The organism is Streptomyces sp. CBMA156 (assembly GCF_014596515.1).
In the GTDB taxonomy this organism is placed as follows: Bacteria; Actinomycetota; Actinomycetes; order Streptomycetales; family Streptomycetaceae; genus Kitasatospora.
Genome location: NZ_MSJQ01000240.1, coordinates 1 through 16,545 on the forward strand (window position 1 = coordinate 1; position 16,545 = coordinate 16,545).

17 protein-coding genes are annotated in these 16,545 nt (G+C 74.0%); 8 read left to right on the forward strand and 9 right to left on the reverse strand.

Annotation, left to right across the window (positions count from 1 at the left end):
• Positions 1-274: 274 nt before the first annotated feature.
• On the forward strand, positions 275-1,180 hold the full coding sequence (locus BU198_RS19900) for a neutral zinc metallopeptidase (protein WP_188295214.1): 906 nt from the start codon (positions 275-277) through the stop codon (positions 1,178-1,180).
• Between the two features lie 34 nt (positions 1,181-1,214).
• On the opposite strand, the gene BU198_RS19905 is transcribed toward BU198_RS19900, so the two are convergent.
• Positions 1,215-2,057, reverse strand: coding sequence for a LysR family transcriptional regulator (locus BU198_RS19905; RefSeq protein ID WP_188298220.1), 843 nt, complete (start codon positions 2,055-2,057; stop codon positions 1,215-1,217).
• Between the two features lie 139 nt (positions 2,058-2,196).
• Here BU198_RS19905 and BU198_RS19910 point away from each other — a divergent pair, with 139 nt between their 5' ends.
• From BU198_RS19910 to BU198_RS19920, 3 genes are all read left to right on the forward strand, one after another.
• On the forward strand, positions 2,197-2,664 hold the full coding sequence (locus BU198_RS19910) for a hypothetical protein (RefSeq protein WP_223243839.1): 468 nt from the start codon (positions 2,197-2,199) through the stop codon (positions 2,662-2,664).
• Positions 2,657-4,297: a multicopper oxidase family protein gene (locus tag BU198_RS19915; RefSeq protein ID WP_188295212.1), complete on the forward strand. Its 1,641-nt coding sequence runs from the start codon at positions 2,657-2,659 to the stop codon at positions 4,295-4,297. The genes BU198_RS19910 and BU198_RS19915 overlap by 8 nt, the downstream gene beginning before the upstream one ends.
• 301 nt (positions 4,298-4,598) lie before the next feature.
• A complete protein-coding gene (locus BU198_RS19920) occupies positions 4,599-6,236 on the forward strand; it encodes an alkaline phosphatase D family protein (protein WP_188295211.1) in 1,638 nt (545 codons plus the stop codon).
• Positions 6,237-6,299: 63 nt separating this feature from the next.
• On the opposite strand, the gene BU198_RS19925 is transcribed toward BU198_RS19920, so the two are convergent.
• The 4 genes from BU198_RS19925 to BU198_RS19940 form a co-directional block, all read right to left on the reverse strand.
• Positions 6,300-7,433 carry an ATP-binding protein gene (locus BU198_RS19925; protein WP_317620216.1) on the reverse strand — a complete coding sequence of 378 codons (1,134 nt, stop codon included), beginning with the start codon at positions 7,431-7,433 and terminating at the stop codon, positions 6,300-6,302.
• 400 nt (positions 7,434-7,833) lie between these two features.
• Positions 7,834-9,057, reverse strand: a complete 1,224-nt coding sequence (locus BU198_RS19930) for a glycosyltransferase (protein WP_188298221.1) — start codon at positions 9,055-9,057, stop codon at positions 7,834-7,836.
• A 67-nt stretch (positions 9,058-9,124) separates the two neighbouring features.
• A complete protein-coding gene (locus BU198_RS19935) occupies positions 9,125-9,517 on the reverse strand; it encodes a hypothetical protein (protein ID WP_188298222.1) in 393 nt (130 codons plus the stop codon).
• On the reverse strand, positions 9,514-9,804 hold the full coding sequence (locus tag BU198_RS19940; protein WP_188298223.1) for a hypothetical protein: 291 nt from the start codon (positions 9,802-9,804) through the stop codon (positions 9,514-9,516). The genes BU198_RS19935 and BU198_RS19940 overlap by 4 nt, the downstream gene beginning before the upstream one ends.
• Before the next feature lie 233 nt (positions 9,805-10,037).
• Between BU198_RS19940 and BU198_RS19945 the strand changes: the two genes are divergently transcribed.
• Positions 10,038-10,535 carry a phosphoribosyltransferase gene (locus BU198_RS19945; RefSeq protein WP_188298224.1) on the forward strand — a complete coding sequence of 166 codons (498 nt, stop codon included), beginning with the start codon at positions 10,038-10,040 and terminating at the stop codon, positions 10,533-10,535.
• 273 nt (positions 10,536-10,808) lie between these two features.
• Positions 10,809-11,711, forward strand: coding sequence for a S41 family peptidase (locus BU198_RS19950; RefSeq protein ID WP_188298225.1), 903 nt, complete (start codon positions 10,809-10,811; stop codon positions 11,709-11,711).
• Here BU198_RS19950 and BU198_RS19955 read toward each other — a convergent pair.
• Entirely contained in the window at positions 11,655-12,530 is an 876-nt protein-coding gene (locus BU198_RS19955; protein WP_411293214.1) for an isocitrate lyase/phosphoenolpyruvate mutase family protein, read from the reverse strand. The genes BU198_RS19950 and BU198_RS19955 overlap by 57 nt on opposite strands.
• Before the next feature lie 208 nt (positions 12,531-12,738).
• On the opposite strand from BU198_RS19955, the gene BU198_RS19960 reads away from it, so the two are divergent.
• Positions 12,739-13,281, forward strand: coding sequence for a HEAT repeat domain-containing protein (locus tag BU198_RS19960; protein WP_188298227.1), 543 nt, complete (start codon positions 12,739-12,741; stop codon positions 13,279-13,281).
• A gap of 155 nt (positions 13,282-13,436) precedes the next feature.
• On the opposite strand, the gene BU198_RS43845 is transcribed toward BU198_RS19960, so the two are convergent.
• The 3 genes from BU198_RS43845 to BU198_RS19975 form a co-directional block, all read right to left on the reverse strand.
• On the reverse strand, positions 13,437-14,186 hold the full coding sequence (locus BU198_RS43845; RefSeq protein WP_317620217.1) for a hypothetical protein: 750 nt from the start codon (positions 14,184-14,186) through the stop codon (positions 13,437-13,439).
• Positions 14,187-14,525: 339 nt separating this feature from the next.
• Positions 14,526-14,669 carry a hypothetical protein gene (locus BU198_RS19970; protein WP_188298228.1) on the reverse strand — a complete coding sequence of 48 codons (144 nt, stop codon included), beginning with the start codon at positions 14,667-14,669 and terminating at the stop codon, positions 14,526-14,528.
• 71 nt (positions 14,670-14,740) lie between these two features.
• Complete coding sequence (locus BU198_RS19975; RefSeq protein WP_188298229.1) at positions 14,741-15,445, reverse strand: DUF4232 domain-containing protein; 705 nt, start codon at positions 15,443-15,445, stop codon at positions 14,741-14,743.
• Positions 15,446-15,871: 426 nt separating this feature from the next.
• Here BU198_RS19975 and BU198_RS19980 point away from each other — a divergent pair, with 426 nt between their 5' ends.
• Positions 15,872-16,405, forward strand: coding sequence for a pyridoxamine 5'-phosphate oxidase family protein (locus BU198_RS19980; protein WP_188298230.1), 534 nt, complete (start codon positions 15,872-15,874; stop codon positions 16,403-16,405).
• The last annotated feature ends 140 nt before the right edge of the window (positions 16,406-16,545 follow it).

The window sequence follows — 16,545 nt, forward strand, 5'->3', positions numbered from 1 at the left end:
GGGGGGTCCACCCCACCGCACGGGCCATCGTATGCGAGGAGTCCAACCCCCCGGGAGGTGCGTCAGCACGGTATTCCCGTGTCACCCGCGCGAGCACATGGCCCGATAGCACCGTCCACCGGGGCAAGGGGGACGGGGGGGGGGGGGGGGGGGGGCGCCGGGGCGGGGCCCGGGGCCCGTAGGCTGGGCTGGGCCGTGACGGTACAGACCGTCACCAGAACGCACAAAAGCGACCGGCAGAAGCGACCGGCAGAAGCGGGCAGGGCAGGGGCACATGCAGTTCGACGACCAGGGCGACCTCGACACCTCGCAGGTGGACGACCGGCGCGGCATCCCGGGCGGGAAGGTCGCCATCGGCGGCGGGGCCGTGGGCCTGATCGCGGTGCTGTTCGCGGTCATCCTCGGCGTCGACCCGCAGCTGCTGGGCCTGTCCTCCGGCGACGGCTCCTCCTCCAACTCCTCCGGCACCCGGACGGCCGGCGAGGTGCAGCAGGCCTGCAAGACCGGCGCGGACGCCAACAAGCGCCAGGACTGCCGGATCGTGGCGGTCACCAACAGCCTCCAGGAGTTCTGGCGCACCGAGCTGCCGAAGCGCGCCAACGTCCCGTACAAGAACGCCGAGACGGTGCTGTTCACCGGTCAGGTCTCCACCGCCTGCGGGTCGGCGACCTCCGCGGTGGGCCCGTTCTACTGTCCCGGCGACAAGAAGGCCTACTTCGACCTGGGCTTCTTCAACGAGCTGTCCGCCCGCTTCGGCGCCAAGGGCGGCCCGTTCGCCGAGTCCTACGTCGTCGCCCACGAGTACGGCCACCACATCCAGAACCTCACCGGCGCCATGCAGAAGGTCGGCAACGACCGCCAGGGCGCCAACAGCGGCTCGGTGCGCCTGGAGCTCCAGGCCGACTGCTACGCCGGGGTGTGGGCGCACCACGCCACGACCACCCCGCAGCCCTCCACCGGCCGTCCGCTGATCGCCTCGCTCACCGACCAGGACATCGCCCAGGGCCTGGACGCGGCCGCGGCGGTCGGCGACGACCGGATCCAGCAGGGCGCCACCGGGCGGATCAACCCGGAGGCCTGGACGCACGGTTCCGCCGAGCAGCGCAAGGCCTGGTTCACCACCGGCTACCGCAGCGGCGACGCCGCCCAGTGCGACACCTTCTCGGCCGCCAAGCTCTGACCGGTCCCCGACCGTTCCCTGACCGGGCCCGTCGTCAGAACCCGCCGTCAGCCTGGCTGTCGTCCGCCTGCCCGTCCCAGAACAGGGTCAGCGAGCGCCGGCACTCGGGGCTGTCCACGCCGACCCACACCAGCGGCAGCCGGGTCGCGGTGCGCCGGGCGATCGCGGGCACCAGGCCCACGCCCAGGCCCGCGCTGATCAGTTCGGCGATGGCGCCGGCCTCGTCGCTCTCGCAGACGATCCGCGGCACCAGGCCGCGGGCGGCGAACAGCCGGTCCAGCAGGCGGCGTTGCCAGTGCCCGGGCCGGGCGGCGATGAACGGCCGCTGCGCGAGCTCCTCGACGCCCACCGTGGTGCGGTGGGCCAGCGGATCGCCCACCGGGACGGCCAGCCCCACCTCCTCGTCCAGCAGCAGCACCGACTCCAGGCCCTCGGCGGCGACCGGCTGGGAGACCACGGCGAGGTCGACGTCCTGGGCGCGCAGCCGCCGCGCCGTCTCCTGCGCGGACAGCTGGTGCAGCTCGATCTCCACCCCCGGGTGGGCGCGCTTGAACGCGGCCAGCGGCCCGCCGAAGGCCAGGAAGGTCTCCGAGGCCAGCCGCACCGTGCCCGGCCCCTGCGCGGCGGCCTCGGCCACCGCCCGCCGTCCGGCCTCCAGTTCGCCCAGCGAGCGCTCCACGTAGTCGCGGAACAGCCGCCCGGCCTCGTTCAGCCGCAGCCGCCCGCCGCGCTCGAACAGCGGCGTGCCCAGCTCGGCCTCCAGCCGGGCGATGGAACGGCTCAACGACGGCTGGGCGACGCGCAGTTCCCCGGCCGCCCGGCTCAGGTGCTCCAGCCGCGCCACCGCCAGGAACTGGGTGAGCGTGTTCAGGTCCACGAAGTCCTCATGCCCCCACGGTCATCACGCCATAGCAATACTGATCTTGGACAGGATAACCGGACGGTCATAGCGTCGGGGGCGGGGCCGCACACCGGCACACGGTGCGGCCCGAGACCGGTACGAGGAAGGACTCCCCATGGCCATCGCCGCCCCCAGGACCCCACCGGAGCCCGAGGCCCGGTCCGCCACGGGGGAGCGGACCGGGCCCGCCGGACGGACCCTGCGCGCCCTGGCCGCCGCCCACACCGCCGTCCTGTTCGGCCAGCCCGTCTTCGCCGGCGTCTACCTCAGCGGAGACTTCGACGCCCTCGGCTGGCACGCCGCCGGCGCCGACGCCGTCACCACCCTCGGCTACCTCCAGCTGATCGCCGCCCTCGTCCTGTGGATACGGCTGCGCCGCGCCTGGCCGCTCGCCGCGAGCCTCGCCGTGGCCGCCGCCGAGACCGTGCAGTACTTCGCCGGACTCGGCGGCGCCCTGTGGCTGCACCTGCCCCTGGGCGTCGCCACCATCGCCGGCACCGTCGTGCTCACCACCGCCCTGTGGCGCACCCCACTGCCCGCACGGCGCACCGCCCCCGCGCGCGAGGGGGACGACCGTGCCTGAGTCCCGCGACAACCGCCCACTCGGCCTGACGCGTCGTCAAGTCCTGGGCATCGGCGGCGCCTTCGGCCTGCTCACCACCGCCTCACTCGCCACCGCCGCCGCCCTCGCCCGCCGCCCCGCCACCACCGGCGCCCAACTGCGCAGCACCGCGGCGCTGCCACCCCCGTACCAGGTTCCGCTGCCCCTGCCCGCCGTCGCCAGACCCGTCTCCACCGCCGGCGGCACCGACCACTACGACATCGTCCAGCGCGAGACCATCGCCGAGATCCTGCCCGGCCTCACCACCCGCCTGTGGACCTACGGCGGCACCTTCCCCGGCCCCACCATCGAGGCCCGCCGCGGCCGGCCCGTCACCGTCACCCACCACAACGAACTCCCCGTCCCCACCGTCGTCCACCTCCACGGCGGCCGCACCCCCGCGGACTCCGACGGCTACCCCACCGACCTCGTCCTGCCTGCCGCCTGGCCCGACACCCCCCACACCATGCCGGGCATGGCAGGCATGTCAGGTACGGACGGCCACGGCACCGGCGGCCACATGACCGACCCCCGCGCCGTCACCAGCCGCCTGAAACGCGACTACACATTCCCCAACGACCAACGCCCCACCCTGCTCTGGTACCACGACCACCGCATGGACTACACCGCCCCCGCCATCTGGCGCGGCCTCGCCGGCCTCCACATCGTGCGCGACGACACCGAGGACAGCCTCGGCCTGCCCGCCGGCCCCCGCGAGATCCCCCTGATGATCACCGACCGCGCCTTCACCGCCGACGGCGCCCTCAGCTACCCCTCCCTCGACCCCACCCTGCGCACGACCCCCGGCGTCACCGAACCCCACCTCGCCGGCGTCCTCGGCGACGTCATCCTCGTCAACGGCGCCCCCTGGCCCGTCCACGAAACCGACGCCACCCGCCACCGGCTGCGCCTGCTCAACGCCTCCAACGCCCGCCACTACGAACTCGAAGCCCTCACCGAGGACGGCCGCCGCCTCGACCTCGTCCAGATCGGCGCCGACCAGGGCCTGCTCGCCACCCCCGTCACCCACCGGACCCTGCCCACCGCCCCCGCCGAACGCCACGACCTCGTCATCGACTTCGCCACCGCCCCCATCGGCTCCCTCGTCCACCTCGTCAACCGCCTCGGCACCGGCCGCACCCGCGACGTCATGGCCTTCCGCATCACCCGCCCCGCCACCGACGACAGCCGCATCCCACCCGTCCTCGCCACCGACCTGCCCGACTGGCACCGCCAGGACGCCGTCCGCACCCGCGACTTCGCCTTCCGCGCCGGCCGGATGAACGGCGGCCACGGCTGGCTCATCGGCGGCCGGCCCTTCGACCCCGCCCGCACCGACGTCACCGTCCCCCTCGGCGACACCGAGATCTGGCGCCTGATCGCCGACGTCCACCACCCCGTCCACCTCCACCTCGTCGGCTTCCGCATCCTCACCCGCGGCGGCAGACCCCCACTGCCCCACGACGCCGGCCTCAAGGACACCGTCTCGCTGCGCCCGGGGGAGTCCGCGGAGATCATCACCCGCTTCGACGGCTACCGCGGCCGCTACCTCTTCCACTGCCACAACGCCGAACACGAGGACATGGGGATGATGGCCAACCTGGAAGTCGTCTGAACGCCGGGTGAGTGCGAGTGGGCGCGGTCGGGGGGCGGCTTGACTGGCCCATGGTGCGAGCCTCGCCCACCCGGCCCGCCGGCGGCCGGGATGCCCGCGGCCGCGCCGCCGAGACCGGCCAGGACAGGACAGAAGAAGCCGGAATACACCATTCCGAGCAGCTCGGGGCGATATGCCGGACCTTCACGGGGCTCCCATCAGATGATCACTCTGCTGCCCTGATCCCGACCCCCGCCGTACGGGGTGGTCCACTCCAATTCCCTTCGCACACCCCCCGAGCAGCGAAAGGCCACTACCCCCCATGACCCGCCCCGCCGACCACTCCACCGCCGACCGGATGCTGCGCGAGGCCGCCGCCCGCCTCGACCGGCGCCGCTTCCTGACCGTCACCTCGGCCGCCGCCGCGCTCGCCTTCAGCGTCAACATCCCCACCGCCGGCGCCGCCGACAACGAGATCGCCCCGCGCGCCATCGGCGACAACCCCTTCACCCTCGGCGTGGCCTCCGGCGACGCCACCTCCGAGGCCGTCGTCCTGTGGACCCGCCTGGCCCCGCGCCCGCTGGAGCCCGGCGCCGGCCTGCCGCCCACCGGCTCGGTGAAGGTCGGCTGGGAGATCGCCCGCGACGAGAAGTTCCGCCGTGTCGAGCGGCGCGGCACCGCGCGCGCCCACGCCGAGTTCAACTACGCCGTCCACGTGGACGTCGACGACCTCGACGCCGCACGCGAGTACTGGTACCGCTTCACCGTCGGCTCCTGGTCCAGCCCCGTCGGCCGCACCCGCACCGCCCCGCCGCGCGGCAGGAAGCTCGACAGCGCCCGCATCGCCTTCGTCTCCTGCCAGGCCTACGAGGACGGCTACTTCACCGCCTACCGCCACCTCGCCAACGAGTCCCTGGACGCCGTCTTCCACGTCGGCGACTACATCTACGAGTACGGCATCGACTCCGTCGGCGGCGACCGCAAGTACACCGACCGCACCCTCGCGGCCCACTTCAACCACGAGACCACCACCCTCGAGGACTACCGGCTGCGCTACTCCCTCTACAAGAACGACCCCGACCTCCAGGCCGCGCACGCCGCCCACCCCTGGTACGTCACCTGGGACGACCACGAGGTGGAGAACAACTACGCCGCCGGCATCCCGGAGAAGAACCAGGACCCGGCCCCCTTCGTCGCCCGCCGCGCCGCCGCCTACCGCGCCTACTGGGAGAACCAGCCGCTGCGCATGCCCCAGCCCCGTGGCACCGAGCTGACCCTCTACCGGCGCGTCCACTACGGCAAGCTGGCCCAGTTCGACATCCTCGACACCCGCCAGTACCGCGACGACCAGGCCAACGGCGACGGCTGGCAGTACCCCACCCCGGAGTCCGACGACGCCAAGCGCACCCTGATGGGTGCCACCCAGGAACGCTGGTTCGCCGACGGCCTGCGCCACTCCAAGGCCACCTGGAACGTCGTGCCCCAGCAGGTCGTCTTCTCCCGCCGCAAGAACACCACCGCCGACCGCTCCAAGCTCTCCATGGACGCCTGGGACGGCTACCCCGCCGCCCGCGAGCGCTTCCTGAAGACCGTCGACCAGTCCGGCGTGAAGAACCTGGTGCTGCTCACCGGCGACGTGCACGTGGCCTACGCCCTGGACGTCAAGCGCAACTTCGACGACCCCAACTCCCGCACGGTGGGCGTGGAGTTCGTCGGCACCTCGATCAGCAGCGACGGCGACGGCGAGGAGAAGCCGTCCAACTGGAGCACCCTCATGGCGGCCAACCCGCACATGAAGTACTACGACGGGCGCCGCGGCTACACCGTGCTCACCCTCGACCAGCACCGGGCCCGCGCCGACTACCGGGTGGTCTCCCACATCACCCGCCCCGGCGGCACCCTCTCCACCGCCGCCTCCTTCGTCACCGAGGCCGGCAACCCGGGCATCCGCCCCGCCTGACGCCTTCCGGCGCCGAACGGCCCCGGGCCCGCCGCCTTGAGGGAGGCGGCGGGCCCGGGGCGCTCACGCGCCCCTGGCGGCCTGCCGGACGACGGCCGCGGCCTGCTCCGGGTGCGCCTCCAGCCACGCGCCGAGGTGCTCCCGGACGGCCTGCCCGACGCAGCCGCGCACGGTGTCGTCGCCGAGCACGTCGCGGGTGGAGCCGTGGAACTCGGGCCGGTCGAGCTTCACCGACACGACCGCGGTCAGGCCCGCGCCGGCCTGCCGGGCGGTGAGGCCGGGGTCCGCCGCACCCAGCAGGTCCCGGCGGCGCGCGTGGGCGTTGAGCGCGGCCGCCACCCCGTCGCGGAATCCCGCCTCGTGGGTGCCGCCGCGGGGGGTGGGGTGGCAGTTGGCGAAGCTCCGGATCCGCTCGTCAGGGGCGTCACGCCAGCGGAGGGCCACCTCCATCGTCCCCGCCATCCGCGGGTCCTCCTGCTCGAAGCCGAGGCCGCCGAGGCCGCCGGGGCCGCTGGGCGCCGTCCGCGCGTCGAGGAGGCGGACGTGGTCCCGCGCCCCGCCGGGGAACCGGAACCGGAGCGACCGGGAGCCGTCCGAGCGGCGGCTGTCGGTCAGCAGGACGTCCAAGTCCCGGTTCAGCAGCGCGAGTTCCCGGAAGCGGTCCGCCAGGTAGTCGAACGGGAACTCCGTCGCCCCGAAGATCTCGGTGTCCGGCCAGAAGGTGACGATGGTGCCGCTGCCGGCCGCCGGCCCCGCGCCGGTGACCGGGGTGACGGCGACACCGCGAGCGTACTCCCGCACCCGTCGGACGCCCTCGCGCCGGACCTCGGCCGTCAACCGGCTCGACAGGGCGTTGGCGACGACGAGGCCCACGCCCGCGTGGCCGAGCATCACGTCATGACGGCCGCGGAGCCCCGCCCCGGCCCCTGTCCAGGACATCAGGGCCTCCAGGCTGCTCTCGCCCGGGCCGTCGTCGGCGACGCGCACCCCGCCGTCGGACGTGAGGGTGATGCCGACGCGGCCGGCCCGGCCGGCCAGGACTTCGTTCACGGCCCGGTCGGCGACCTCGAACACCATCTGGCACAGGCCGCGTTCACCGGTCGAGCCGATGTACATCCCGGGGCGCTTCCGAATCGCTTCCCGGCCCTCCAGTACCTGGATCCGGACGCTGTCGTACGTGCTGTCGTCCTGGCTCACGGTGTCCCCTCCGAAGCTGCCCGGCAGAACTCCCCAGCCTAGGCGATTCTCGGAATAACACCAGGTCAGAGCCCATCTGCCGACCGCGTGTACGGCCGCGTGAGCGCCTGCCCCGAGGCGGCCGCCCCGAGGGTCGCGGACCGCCGCCGGAGCGCGGCCAGGCCGCCGCGGAGGCCGCGCACGAGGCTGCTCCGGACGCCCCGAGGCCCCCTGATCCGGATTCACTCCGCGCGGCGCGCCCGTCGAGGCCGCCGGCCCGTTCGCCCCGCCCCGCGGGCAGGAAAGCCGCGTGTTGGTGTGCTCTGCCGTGCTTCCCTGCTCCGGTCCCGCCCGTACGAGAGCCTCCGCAGGTGTTCCGGCCTCGGCCGGTCCCGGGCCGGGTGTCGGTGGGCGGCGGGGCTCAGTGGTCGGGGGCCTCGTCGATCCGGGCGATGTGGGCGAGGACGGCACCGGCGCCGTCCTCGGCCGCCATGAGCCCGGCGACGGCGGCCGCGCGGCGGCGGACCGGTTCGGCCAGGGCGGCCGTGATCGCGGCGGCGAGGCGTTCGGCGGTGAGGTCCGTGAACGGCACCGGCTGCGGGGCTACTCCCAGCTGGTGCAGCCGGGCCGCCCAGAACGGCTGGTCGGCCATGACGGGCACCGGTACGGCGGGGATCCCGGCGCGTAGCGCGGCGCCGGTGGTGCCCGCTCCGGCGTGGTGGACGGCGGCGGCCGTGCGGGGGAGCAGCCAGTCGTGGGGGAGGTCGCCGACGGACAGGACGTCGTCGCCCGTGGCCTCCAGACCGGCCCAGCCCGCCTGGACCACCGCGCGCACTCCGGCCCGCCGTACCGCCGCCGTCACCAACTCGCCGAGCCGCGCGCCCTCGCCCGGTGCCATGCTGCCGAAACCGATGAACACCGGGGCCGGACCGGCCTGGAGGAAGTCGACCAGCTCGGCCGGAGGCTGCCAGCCCAGTGGTCGGGCGGGCCACCAGAAGCCCGCCACGCCGACCGGGGCCGGCCAGTCCGCCGGGCGCGGCAGCAGCAGGGGACTGTAGCCGTGGACGACCGGACGGGTGCGGCCGAGAGGTTCCGGCGAGGGCGTGCCCGCAAGACCGAGGCGCTCGCGCATCCGGGCCACGGCACCCGAGAACAGCCGGTCCGCGCTCCGGAGCCGCTCCTGTCCGGCCGCGAGATTGCCTTCCGGTCCCAGGTCCGTGCCGCCGGCGGGGCCGGGCAGCGGGAACTCCCCGGTGGCGAAGGCGGGCGTGAGGTACGTGCCGAGGACGGGCACGCCGCAGGCCTCCCCGGCCGTCTGACTGAGCGGCGACGGGGCGAAGGCGGTGAGCAGCAGGTCGGCGCCGCCCGCCACGGCGTCCTCCACGCCGCCGGCGAGCCCGTCCACGTACGCGGTCAGCAGCGCGCGGCTCTCGTCCGGGGAGGTCGCGCGGGCCCTGGCCCGGATGAGCTCCTCCGGGTCTCCCGGCAGCGGCCGGTACTCCAGACCGCAGGACTCGATCAGCGTCGCGAAGGTCGGATGGGCGACCACGGCGACTTCGTGTCCGGTGTCCAGCAGGCGTCGGCCCAGGCCGGTGAACGGCGCGACGTCCCCGCGGGAGCCGGTGGTGACGATCAGGATCCGCATGGGGGTGATTCTCCACGGCGGCCCGCTGGGTGTCCGGGCCCGCTCCCGGCCTCTCCGACAGTGAGACCTACGGCTCCAGGCGGGGGTCGTCGATGTCGACGGTGACGATCCCCGGCGGATACAGCTCCGCACGGGCCGTCAGGACCAGGTGCTGCTGCGGACGCACCGGAGTCGGCAGACTCGTGGCGATCGCGTGCGCCAAGTCCTGGCCCCCGTATCCGTCGCGGACCATCCTCGCCACCACCACGGCGGTACTCGCGTCCAGCGGCTCGAACTCCACGGAGGGCAGCGCCAGGACCGCGTGCGCGGCACCCTCGTCCTTGATCTCGGCCTCGACCAGGCACAGCACCGGCACCAGCAGATGCTGGAACGGGCTGTGCAGAGCGGCATCCACGATCCGGTGCAGACGCGGGTGGCCTGCGGCCAGCGCGGCCAGGGCGCTGGAATCCAGAATGATCACGCGCTGCGCCGGGGGGCGACCTTGGCGCGCGCGTCCTCCGCGGCGATGCCGTAGACCCGCTGCAGCAGGTCCGGGCCCTGGTCAAGCTCCGTGTCGGTGAGGGTCATCCCGAAGTGTTCCCGCAGCAGCCGGCGGCCCTCGGCGACGCGCTCGGCGATCTGCTCGGCGGTGGGCTGTTGTTCCACGAGCAGAGCCACCTGGGCGCCGATCGTGGTGCCGCGGGTGGCCGCAAGGGCGGCCAGCCGGTCACGCGTATCAGGGGAGACCTTGATCGTCGCATCAGCCATACCACGATCGTACACCGCTGGTGTACCAGTGGTGTACCGACTCGGCCGGCCTTCCTGTCCGGCGCTGCCGCCCGGGTTTCCGGCGAAGCCGTTGCTGCCCGGGACGAGACCCTGCTCCTGGCCGCCCGCCCGTTCCGGGCCGGGCCGCGCGGCAGGGGTGGGAAACGCCACACTTGCGGTCCTGAGCGTGCCGGTGTTCGCGGCCTGGTCGGCGGCCAAGGAGACTGGTCGCCGTGACTGATGTGCGTGAGACCCTGGATTACCAGACCTTCGGGCGGGCGGTGCGCGAACTCGCGCAGACGATCGCCGACGACGGCTACGAGCCCGACCTCGTCCTGAGCATCGCCCGCGGCGGGGTGTTCGTGGCTGGCGGCCTGGCGTACGCGCTGGACTGCAAGAACATCCACCTGGTGAACGTCGAGTTCTACACGGGCGTGGGCACCACTCTCGAGATGCCCGTCATGCTGGCGCCCGTTCCCGCCGCGATCGACTTCACCGACAAGAAGGTCCTGATCACCGACGACGTCGCCGACACGGGCAAGACACTGCGGCTCGTGCACGACTTCTGCGTCGACCATGTCGCCGAGGTCCGGTCCGCCGTCATCTACGAGAAGTCGCACTCCCTGGTGAAGTGCGAGTACGTGTGGAAGAGGACCGACGACTGGATCGAGTTCCCGTGGTCGACGCAGGGGCCGGTCGTCAGGCGCGACGGCCAGGTGCTCGACGCCTGACCGGCGGTGGTACGCCGGTTCTCCTCCAGGGCGAGGACCGGCAGGAGCGGCGGCCGGTCCCGAGCGGCGGCGGTCGGGGGCAGGGTTCCCGGCCGTCGCCGCTTCCTTGTCCGTGGGGTGGGAATGGGGGCTGTACGAACCGGGAGAGGGGCGCGGATGAGGGCGGTGCGGATCGCCGGGGTGGTGGCGGGCGCGTTGGCGCTGGTCGCGGGGTGCGCTTCAGGAGGTTCGGGGGGTGCCGGACGACCCGGGGCTTCAGGAGGCGCCGGGGACATGTCGGCGCAGGCGCGCGGTTACCTGTCGGAGGCGCTGGACCTGTTGCAGCGGGAGTCGTTGGGCACCGCGACGGTGGACTGGCCGAAGCTGCGGGACGAGGCGTTCGCGCGGGCGGCCGGGGCGCGGACGACGGCCGACACCCATGGGGCGGTCGGCGGCGTGGTGGCGGCTCTCGGGGACGGCCACAGCCGGTTCTACCCGCCCGGCGAGGCGGCGGCCGTGGACGCCGACCCCGCGACGGTCGACGCCCCGACGGTCGACCGACTTCCCGGCGGCATCGCCAGGTTGACCCTTCCGGCGGTGAACGGTTCGGAGCGCACCTACGCCGAGTACGTCGCCCGCGGCCGCGCCGCCGTCGCCGGGGTGAGCGCCTGCGGCTGGGTGGTGGACCTTCGCCGGGAGAGCGGCGGCGGGATGTGGGCGCCGCTGACAGTGGCGGCTCCGCTGCTCGGGGACGGTCCGGTGGGGGCCTTCGTCACGGCGGACGGCACCCGCAGCGTCTGGTCGGTGCACGGGGGCGTGCCGTTCCTGGACGGGACTCCCCAGGCGCAGCCCCCCGGGGCCGGCGGGGACCCGGGGCGGAGCGTGCCCGTCGCCGTCCTTACCGGCCCGGGGACGGGCAGCGCGGGCGAGGCCGTCGCCATCGCGTTCATCGGCCGCCCGGACACCCGCAGTTTCGGCGCGCGCACCTACGGGGTGCCCACCGGCAACGCCGCGCACCGGTTGTCGGACGGCGCGGTCGTCCTGCTCACGGGCGCCGCCGAGGCGGATCGCACGGGCCGGATCCACACGGGGCCGATCGAGCCGGACGAGGCCGTGGACACCCGCAAGGAGGGGGACCCGTCACTCACCGCCGCGACCGGCTGGCTCGGGCGGCAGGAGTCCTGCCGTCGCACCTGAGCCGTGTCCGGCGGTCAGAAGCAGCGCGTTGAGGGCGGCGTAGTCGAACCCGCCCTTCAGCGCGGTCGTCGTGCCTTTCTCCAGGAGTTCGCGGGTGGCCCGGTGGACCAGCCCGTACGCTGCCTCGGCGATGGAGGATCCCGCGCTGATGCGGGCGGCTCCCGCCTCGGCGAGCTCGGACACCGGCAGCGCGCCGGGGCCGGCCAGGACGTTCACGGGCAGGGACTGGGAGCCCACGAGTGTCCTGACCGTCTCGACGTCCGGTGTGCCGAGGACGAATATGCCGTCCGCGCCGGCCGCCGCATAGGCACGGGCGCGGGTGAGCGTTTCGTCCAGCCAGGCCGCCCGGTTGCCGGGTGGCAGGCGGTGGGTGTCGATGCGGGCGTTGATGAACAAGGGGATGCCGGTCCCGTCCGCGGCCTCGCGGGCGGCTGCGATCCGCTCGGCCTGCTCGGCGACGGGGCGCAGGGTGTCTTCCAGGTTGATCCCCACGGCCCCGGCCGCGAGAACGCCCCGGACGGTCTCGGCCACGCCGTCAGGGCCGGTCGCGTAGCCGCGTTCGATGTCGGCGGTGACCGGTACGTCGACCACGGACGTGATCCGGGCGATCATGCCGAGCGCCTGGACGCGGGTCAGGTGATCGCCGTCGCCGTGGCCGAGTGACCAGGCGACCCCGGCGCTGGTGGTCGCGATCGCAGTGGCACCCGCGTCCGCCACCACGCGGGCGGAAGCACCGTCCCACGCGTTGGGCAGGACCAGCGGCGTGCCTGGCACGTGCAGGGAGCGGAACCTCTGTGCGGTGTCAAGAAGGGTGGCCATGAGCAGCATTGCACCATGGGACCCAGGTGCCCGGCTGCTCAGGTGCTCAGGTGAACGATCGCGGTCCGCACCGGCGACGCCGTGATCCGCCGGTCACAGGTCCTGGCGCGCGGCGCCCTTCCCGGTGCGGCGCCCTTCCCGGTGCGGAACCCGGCGGTGAGGTGAAATCCCTTTGCCGGGCGCTGCGGCACGGCCCGAGACTGGGGCCATGCTCGGATTCGTGAGGACCGACAACGAAGCCCTCGTCTCGTGCCTGGGCGACCCGCAGCGCACCGTGGCGGCCTACCGGGAGCTGCTGCGACGCAAGGAGGCCGCGGTGGGTGCCATCCGCGCGGGCCTGTCGCACGAGAACGCGGGTGTCCGTGAGGGCTGTTGCCGCCTGCTGGACCACCTGGTCGACACCGAGTCCATGGGCCGGCTCATCACCATGGCCGACGATCCCGACGCCCGGGTCAGGACCGCCGCGTTCCATGCCCTGGCCTGCGACCGGTGCAAGGGCGACACGTGCGCACCGGGCGCGGACCGGGTCCTCGAACCCGCGCTGCGACACCTGGCAGCCGACCCCGACGCGAGGGTCCGGACGATGGCCGCCGAACTCGTCGGCAAGTTCGTCCATGCCGACGCCCGCGCCGTCGCGGCCCTGGAGGCGGCCCACGCCCAGGACCCGAGCCCGGCCGTCCGGAAGAAGACGGGCTGGTTCGTGCCCGGAGGGGCCATCTACGAGCGGACCGTCCCACCCGCGCCGCGGTAGCGGGACAGCCCTCGGCCGGCCGTGCCGGTGTACTGGCGTTGAACGCCGACGGTGCGGGTTGCATGAGCGAGCGATGCGCGCCTATGCCCCCGCGCCGGCCCGCAGTTGCGTGATGTCCAGCGGTGGCAGCCGTGACAGTTCGGCGCCGGCGGCGGTCATGGCGGCGGTGTGGCGGGAGTCGCCGAGGACGGCCGTGACGGCGGTGGCGGTCTCGTCGCGTGTCGCGGTGAGGTCCAGCGCGCGGCCGAGGCCGCGGCGTTGTCCGGCTGGTCGGCGAGAACGCCCAGGCCCCGGACGGGGGTTGCCCCCTGGACGGCGTCGAGCAGGGAGGCCCGTCCGCCGTGGGTCACGAACAGGTCCACGCGGCGCAGGAGTGCGGGCTGCGGGACGTGGTCGACGACCGTGATGCGGGGGTCCGCGCTCGGCAGGTCCGGTGCGAGGTCGCCCGCGGACACGATCGCATCGCAGCCGGTCGCGGAGAGGGCGGCCATGACCTCCCGGTACACACGTCCCACGACGCCGCGCAGGCCCGGCATCGCGGTGGTCAGGGTGCCGAGGCTCACGTAGACGAGCCGACGGGAGGAGGCGGCGGAGGCGGGGGAGGAGGGGGAGCGGTCCGGCCACCCGGGGGCGGCGGTACGGAACGCCGCGACGGTGCGCCGGACCGCGCGGGCCGCGGGCGGGGGCGTTCCGTGGAACCAGGGGAGCGGGGCGGGGGTGAGCATCGGTGGCAGTACGGGGGTGTCCTGCTCGTGCCGCTTGTAGAGGGCCGCCAGCGCGGGCGCGATGTCGGTGTCCCACAAGTCCAGGAGCACCGGGCCCAGGCCGTTGTCCGCTGCCCACACGGGCAGCCGCAGGACCCTCGCCGCGAGGTGCGCGCCGAGGTCGCTGCACTCGGCGATCACCAGGTCGGGCCGCTCCCGGGTCCACGCGCCGATCAGGTCGCGGGCCTTCGCCTCGGCCTGCTCCGGCCAGAGCCGGTCGAAGACGTGGCGGTTGAAGTGCGCGTTCCCCGACTCCCTCCAGATCCCGCTCGCCGTCTCATCGGCGGGGCGTACAGCGCGACGTCGTGGCCCTGTTCAAGGGCCGGGCCGATGACGTAGTCGAGCGCGGACACGTGCGAAGGGATCGGCTCCGCGGTGACGGCCGTCCGTAAGGCCATGGGGACTCCACTTCGTGCGCTGCGGGCCGGAGCCGGGAACGCCGGCCCTGCCTGCCGGGGGTCGGTGCTGCGTGGCGGGGCGTCAGGCGCCCGCGCCGGGGGACGGCGGCCTCCGCGACAGGCCCGGGCCGTCCGGGTCGTCCGGACTGCCGAGGACGAGGACCTGGAAGGCCACGCCGGCGTAGACGGCCAGGAGCCGGGCGATCCTGCGAGAGGTGCTGAGCATGGTGGTGTGCCTGCCTTCGTCGGGTGTTGTCGGTGCGTCGGGTGCTGTCGGTTCGGTGGGCGGTGCGGGGGTCACCAGGTGACGGCGTCGGCCAGGTCCTGCTGCCAGTAGGTGACCTTGAGGGAGTCGTCCACGTAGGTGCCCCGCGCGGGCAGCGGCGGGTGGGCCCCGGTGCCGACGCTCTCGTTGCCGGAGGGGCCGTGGAAGTGGACGGTCAGGGAGGTAGCGGTGCGGCCGTTCGAGGCGCCGGTGCCGTCGGTGGAGGACAGGTTCACGGAGGCGTAGCCGGACTCGCCGGGCTTGAGGGTGACGACGGCCTGCGGCTTGGAGTCCTCGATCACCGGCGGCACGGACTGGGCCTCGCCGAACCGGACGGCCGGGTAGCCGTAGAGGTAGCAGGTGCCGGAGCCGGTGTTGGTGACGGTGAGTAGCAGGTGGTTCGCTGGCCGGTTCAGCGGGGCGGCCGTGGTCCTGGTGGTGGAGCCCTCGCAGGTGGCCGGCTTGGCGGCCGCGGGTGCGGCGGGTGCGGGAGCCTTCGGCGCCGGGGTGCCGGCATTGCCACCAGGACCACCGGTGCCGCCGGGGCCCGCGCTGGCGGTGGGCTCTGCGGAGGGGGCGGCCGCCGCCGCGGTGGGCGCGGCGGCCCTGAGCGAGGGGCCGGTCGCCGTCTCGATGACCCCGCTGCCGCTGTCGAGGCACCCGGTGACCGAGAAGGCGCCGACCACGAGGCTCGCGGCGGCGGTGACCAGACGGGTGCGGGAACTGCGGACGGACATGTAGTCGCGCCCCTTTCGGCATCGGCTCGGGTGGTGTGTCGATCGGACGTCGATCGGACGACCGAAGCCTGCGCGGTGGTCCGTCCCAGCCGCCACGCCCGGCGCCGCGACAGGGAGGGTGGGACGGCGAACAGGGGTCTGACCAGCGGGGACGTGCCGGACCTGGGACGCCGGAATGGGACGCGGCGGGGGCGGACGGGACGGGTGCGGGGCCCGCAGGCGGGCGGACCGGTCGCAGGCCGAGGCAGCCGTCCTCGACCCCAAGGCCCCCACAGCACCGGACGACCGATGCCGGAACCGCATGATTCCGGCCGGCTCCGGTGGCCGTGTCCCGGCCGACTGTCAGACCCTGCGGCTACCGTCCCTCATGTCCGCCGATCGCGGCGGGGCCTGTCCGTCCCGTCCTGTGGGGAGTGACGAACGACGATGAACGACGTGGAAGTCCGGCTCGACGAACGGTTCAGCGACCCCGACGCCAGTGCGACGCCCTGGGCGACCGCCCGCGAGGCCCTGGAAGCGGCACAACTGTTCTGGATCACGACGGTCCGCTCCGACGGGCGCCCCCATGCCACGCCCCTGGTGGCCGTGTGGCTCGACGGGCAGCTCCACTTCACCACCGGCCCCGACGAGCAGAAGGCCGTGAACCTGGCCGGCAACCACCACGTGGTCCTGACCACGGGCTGCAACCACTGGGACCGGGGGCTCGACGTGATGGTCGAGGGCCCGGCCCTGCGCGTCACCGACCGCGCGCTGCTCGAACGCCTCGCCGTCGCCTGGACGGCCAAGTGGACGGGCCAGTGGCGGTTCCAGGTGACGGACGGCGGCTTCGCCCACGCCTCCGGGGGCGAGTCCCTCGTCTTCGCGGTGCGGCCGGCCAAGGTCCTCGCCTTCGCCAAGGGCGGCTTCAGCCAGACCGGCTACCGGTTCGACGGCAGTGGGGATACCGATCCGAAGAACTGACACATCGCCACATCAGGAGCGCCCGCCAGGAGCGCCCGTCAAGAACGCCCGTCAGGCGGCGGCGAGGCCGCCCGGGTCCGGACCGATGCCCTTCGCCGCCCGCAGGACCGCTCTCGCACGGGCCGCGCCGCTGCGGGCCG

Bases quoted from the DNA above. Each gene is read 5' to 3' on its own strand.
- BU198_RS19900 (WP_188295214.1), top strand. From the start codon at position 275: ATGCAGTTCGACGACCAGGGCGACCTCGACACCTCGCAGGTGGACGAC.
- BU198_RS19910 (WP_223243839.1), top strand. From the start codon at position 2,197: ATGGCCATCGCCGCCCCCAGGACCCCACCGGAGCCCGAGGCCCGGTCC.
- BU198_RS19920 (WP_188295211.1), top strand. From the start codon at position 4,599: ATGACCCGCCCCGCCGACCACTCCACCGCCGACCGGATGCTGCGCGAG.
- BU198_RS19930 (WP_188298221.1), bottom strand. From the start codon at position 9,057: ATGCGGATCCTGATCGTCACCACCGGCTCCCGCGGGGACGTCGCGCCG.
- BU198_RS19940 (WP_188298223.1), bottom strand. From the start codon at position 9,804: ATGGCTGATGCGACGATCAAGGTCTCCCCTGATACGCGTGACCGGCTG.
- BU198_RS19950 (WP_188298225.1), top strand. From the start codon at position 10,809: ATGTCGGCGCAGGCGCGCGGTTACCTGTCGGAGGCGCTGGACCTGTTG.
- BU198_RS19955 (WP_411293214.1), bottom strand. From the start codon at position 12,530: ATGGCCACCCTTCTTGACACCGCACAGAGGTTCCGCTCCCTGCACGTG.
- BU198_RS19960 (WP_188298227.1), top strand. From the start codon at position 12,739: ATGCTCGGATTCGTGAGGACCGACAACGAAGCCCTCGTCTCGTGCCTG.
- BU198_RS19970 (WP_188298228.1), bottom strand. From the start codon at position 14,669: ATGCTCAGCACCTCTCGCAGGATCGCCCGGCTCCTGGCCGTCTACGCC.
- BU198_RS19975 (WP_188298229.1), bottom strand. From the start codon at position 15,445: ATGTCCGTCCGCAGTTCCCGCACCCGTCTGGTCACCGCCGCCGCGAGC.
- BU198_RS19980 (WP_188298230.1), top strand. From the start codon at position 15,872: ATGAACGACGTGGAAGTCCGGCTCGACGAACGGTTCAGCGACCCCGAC.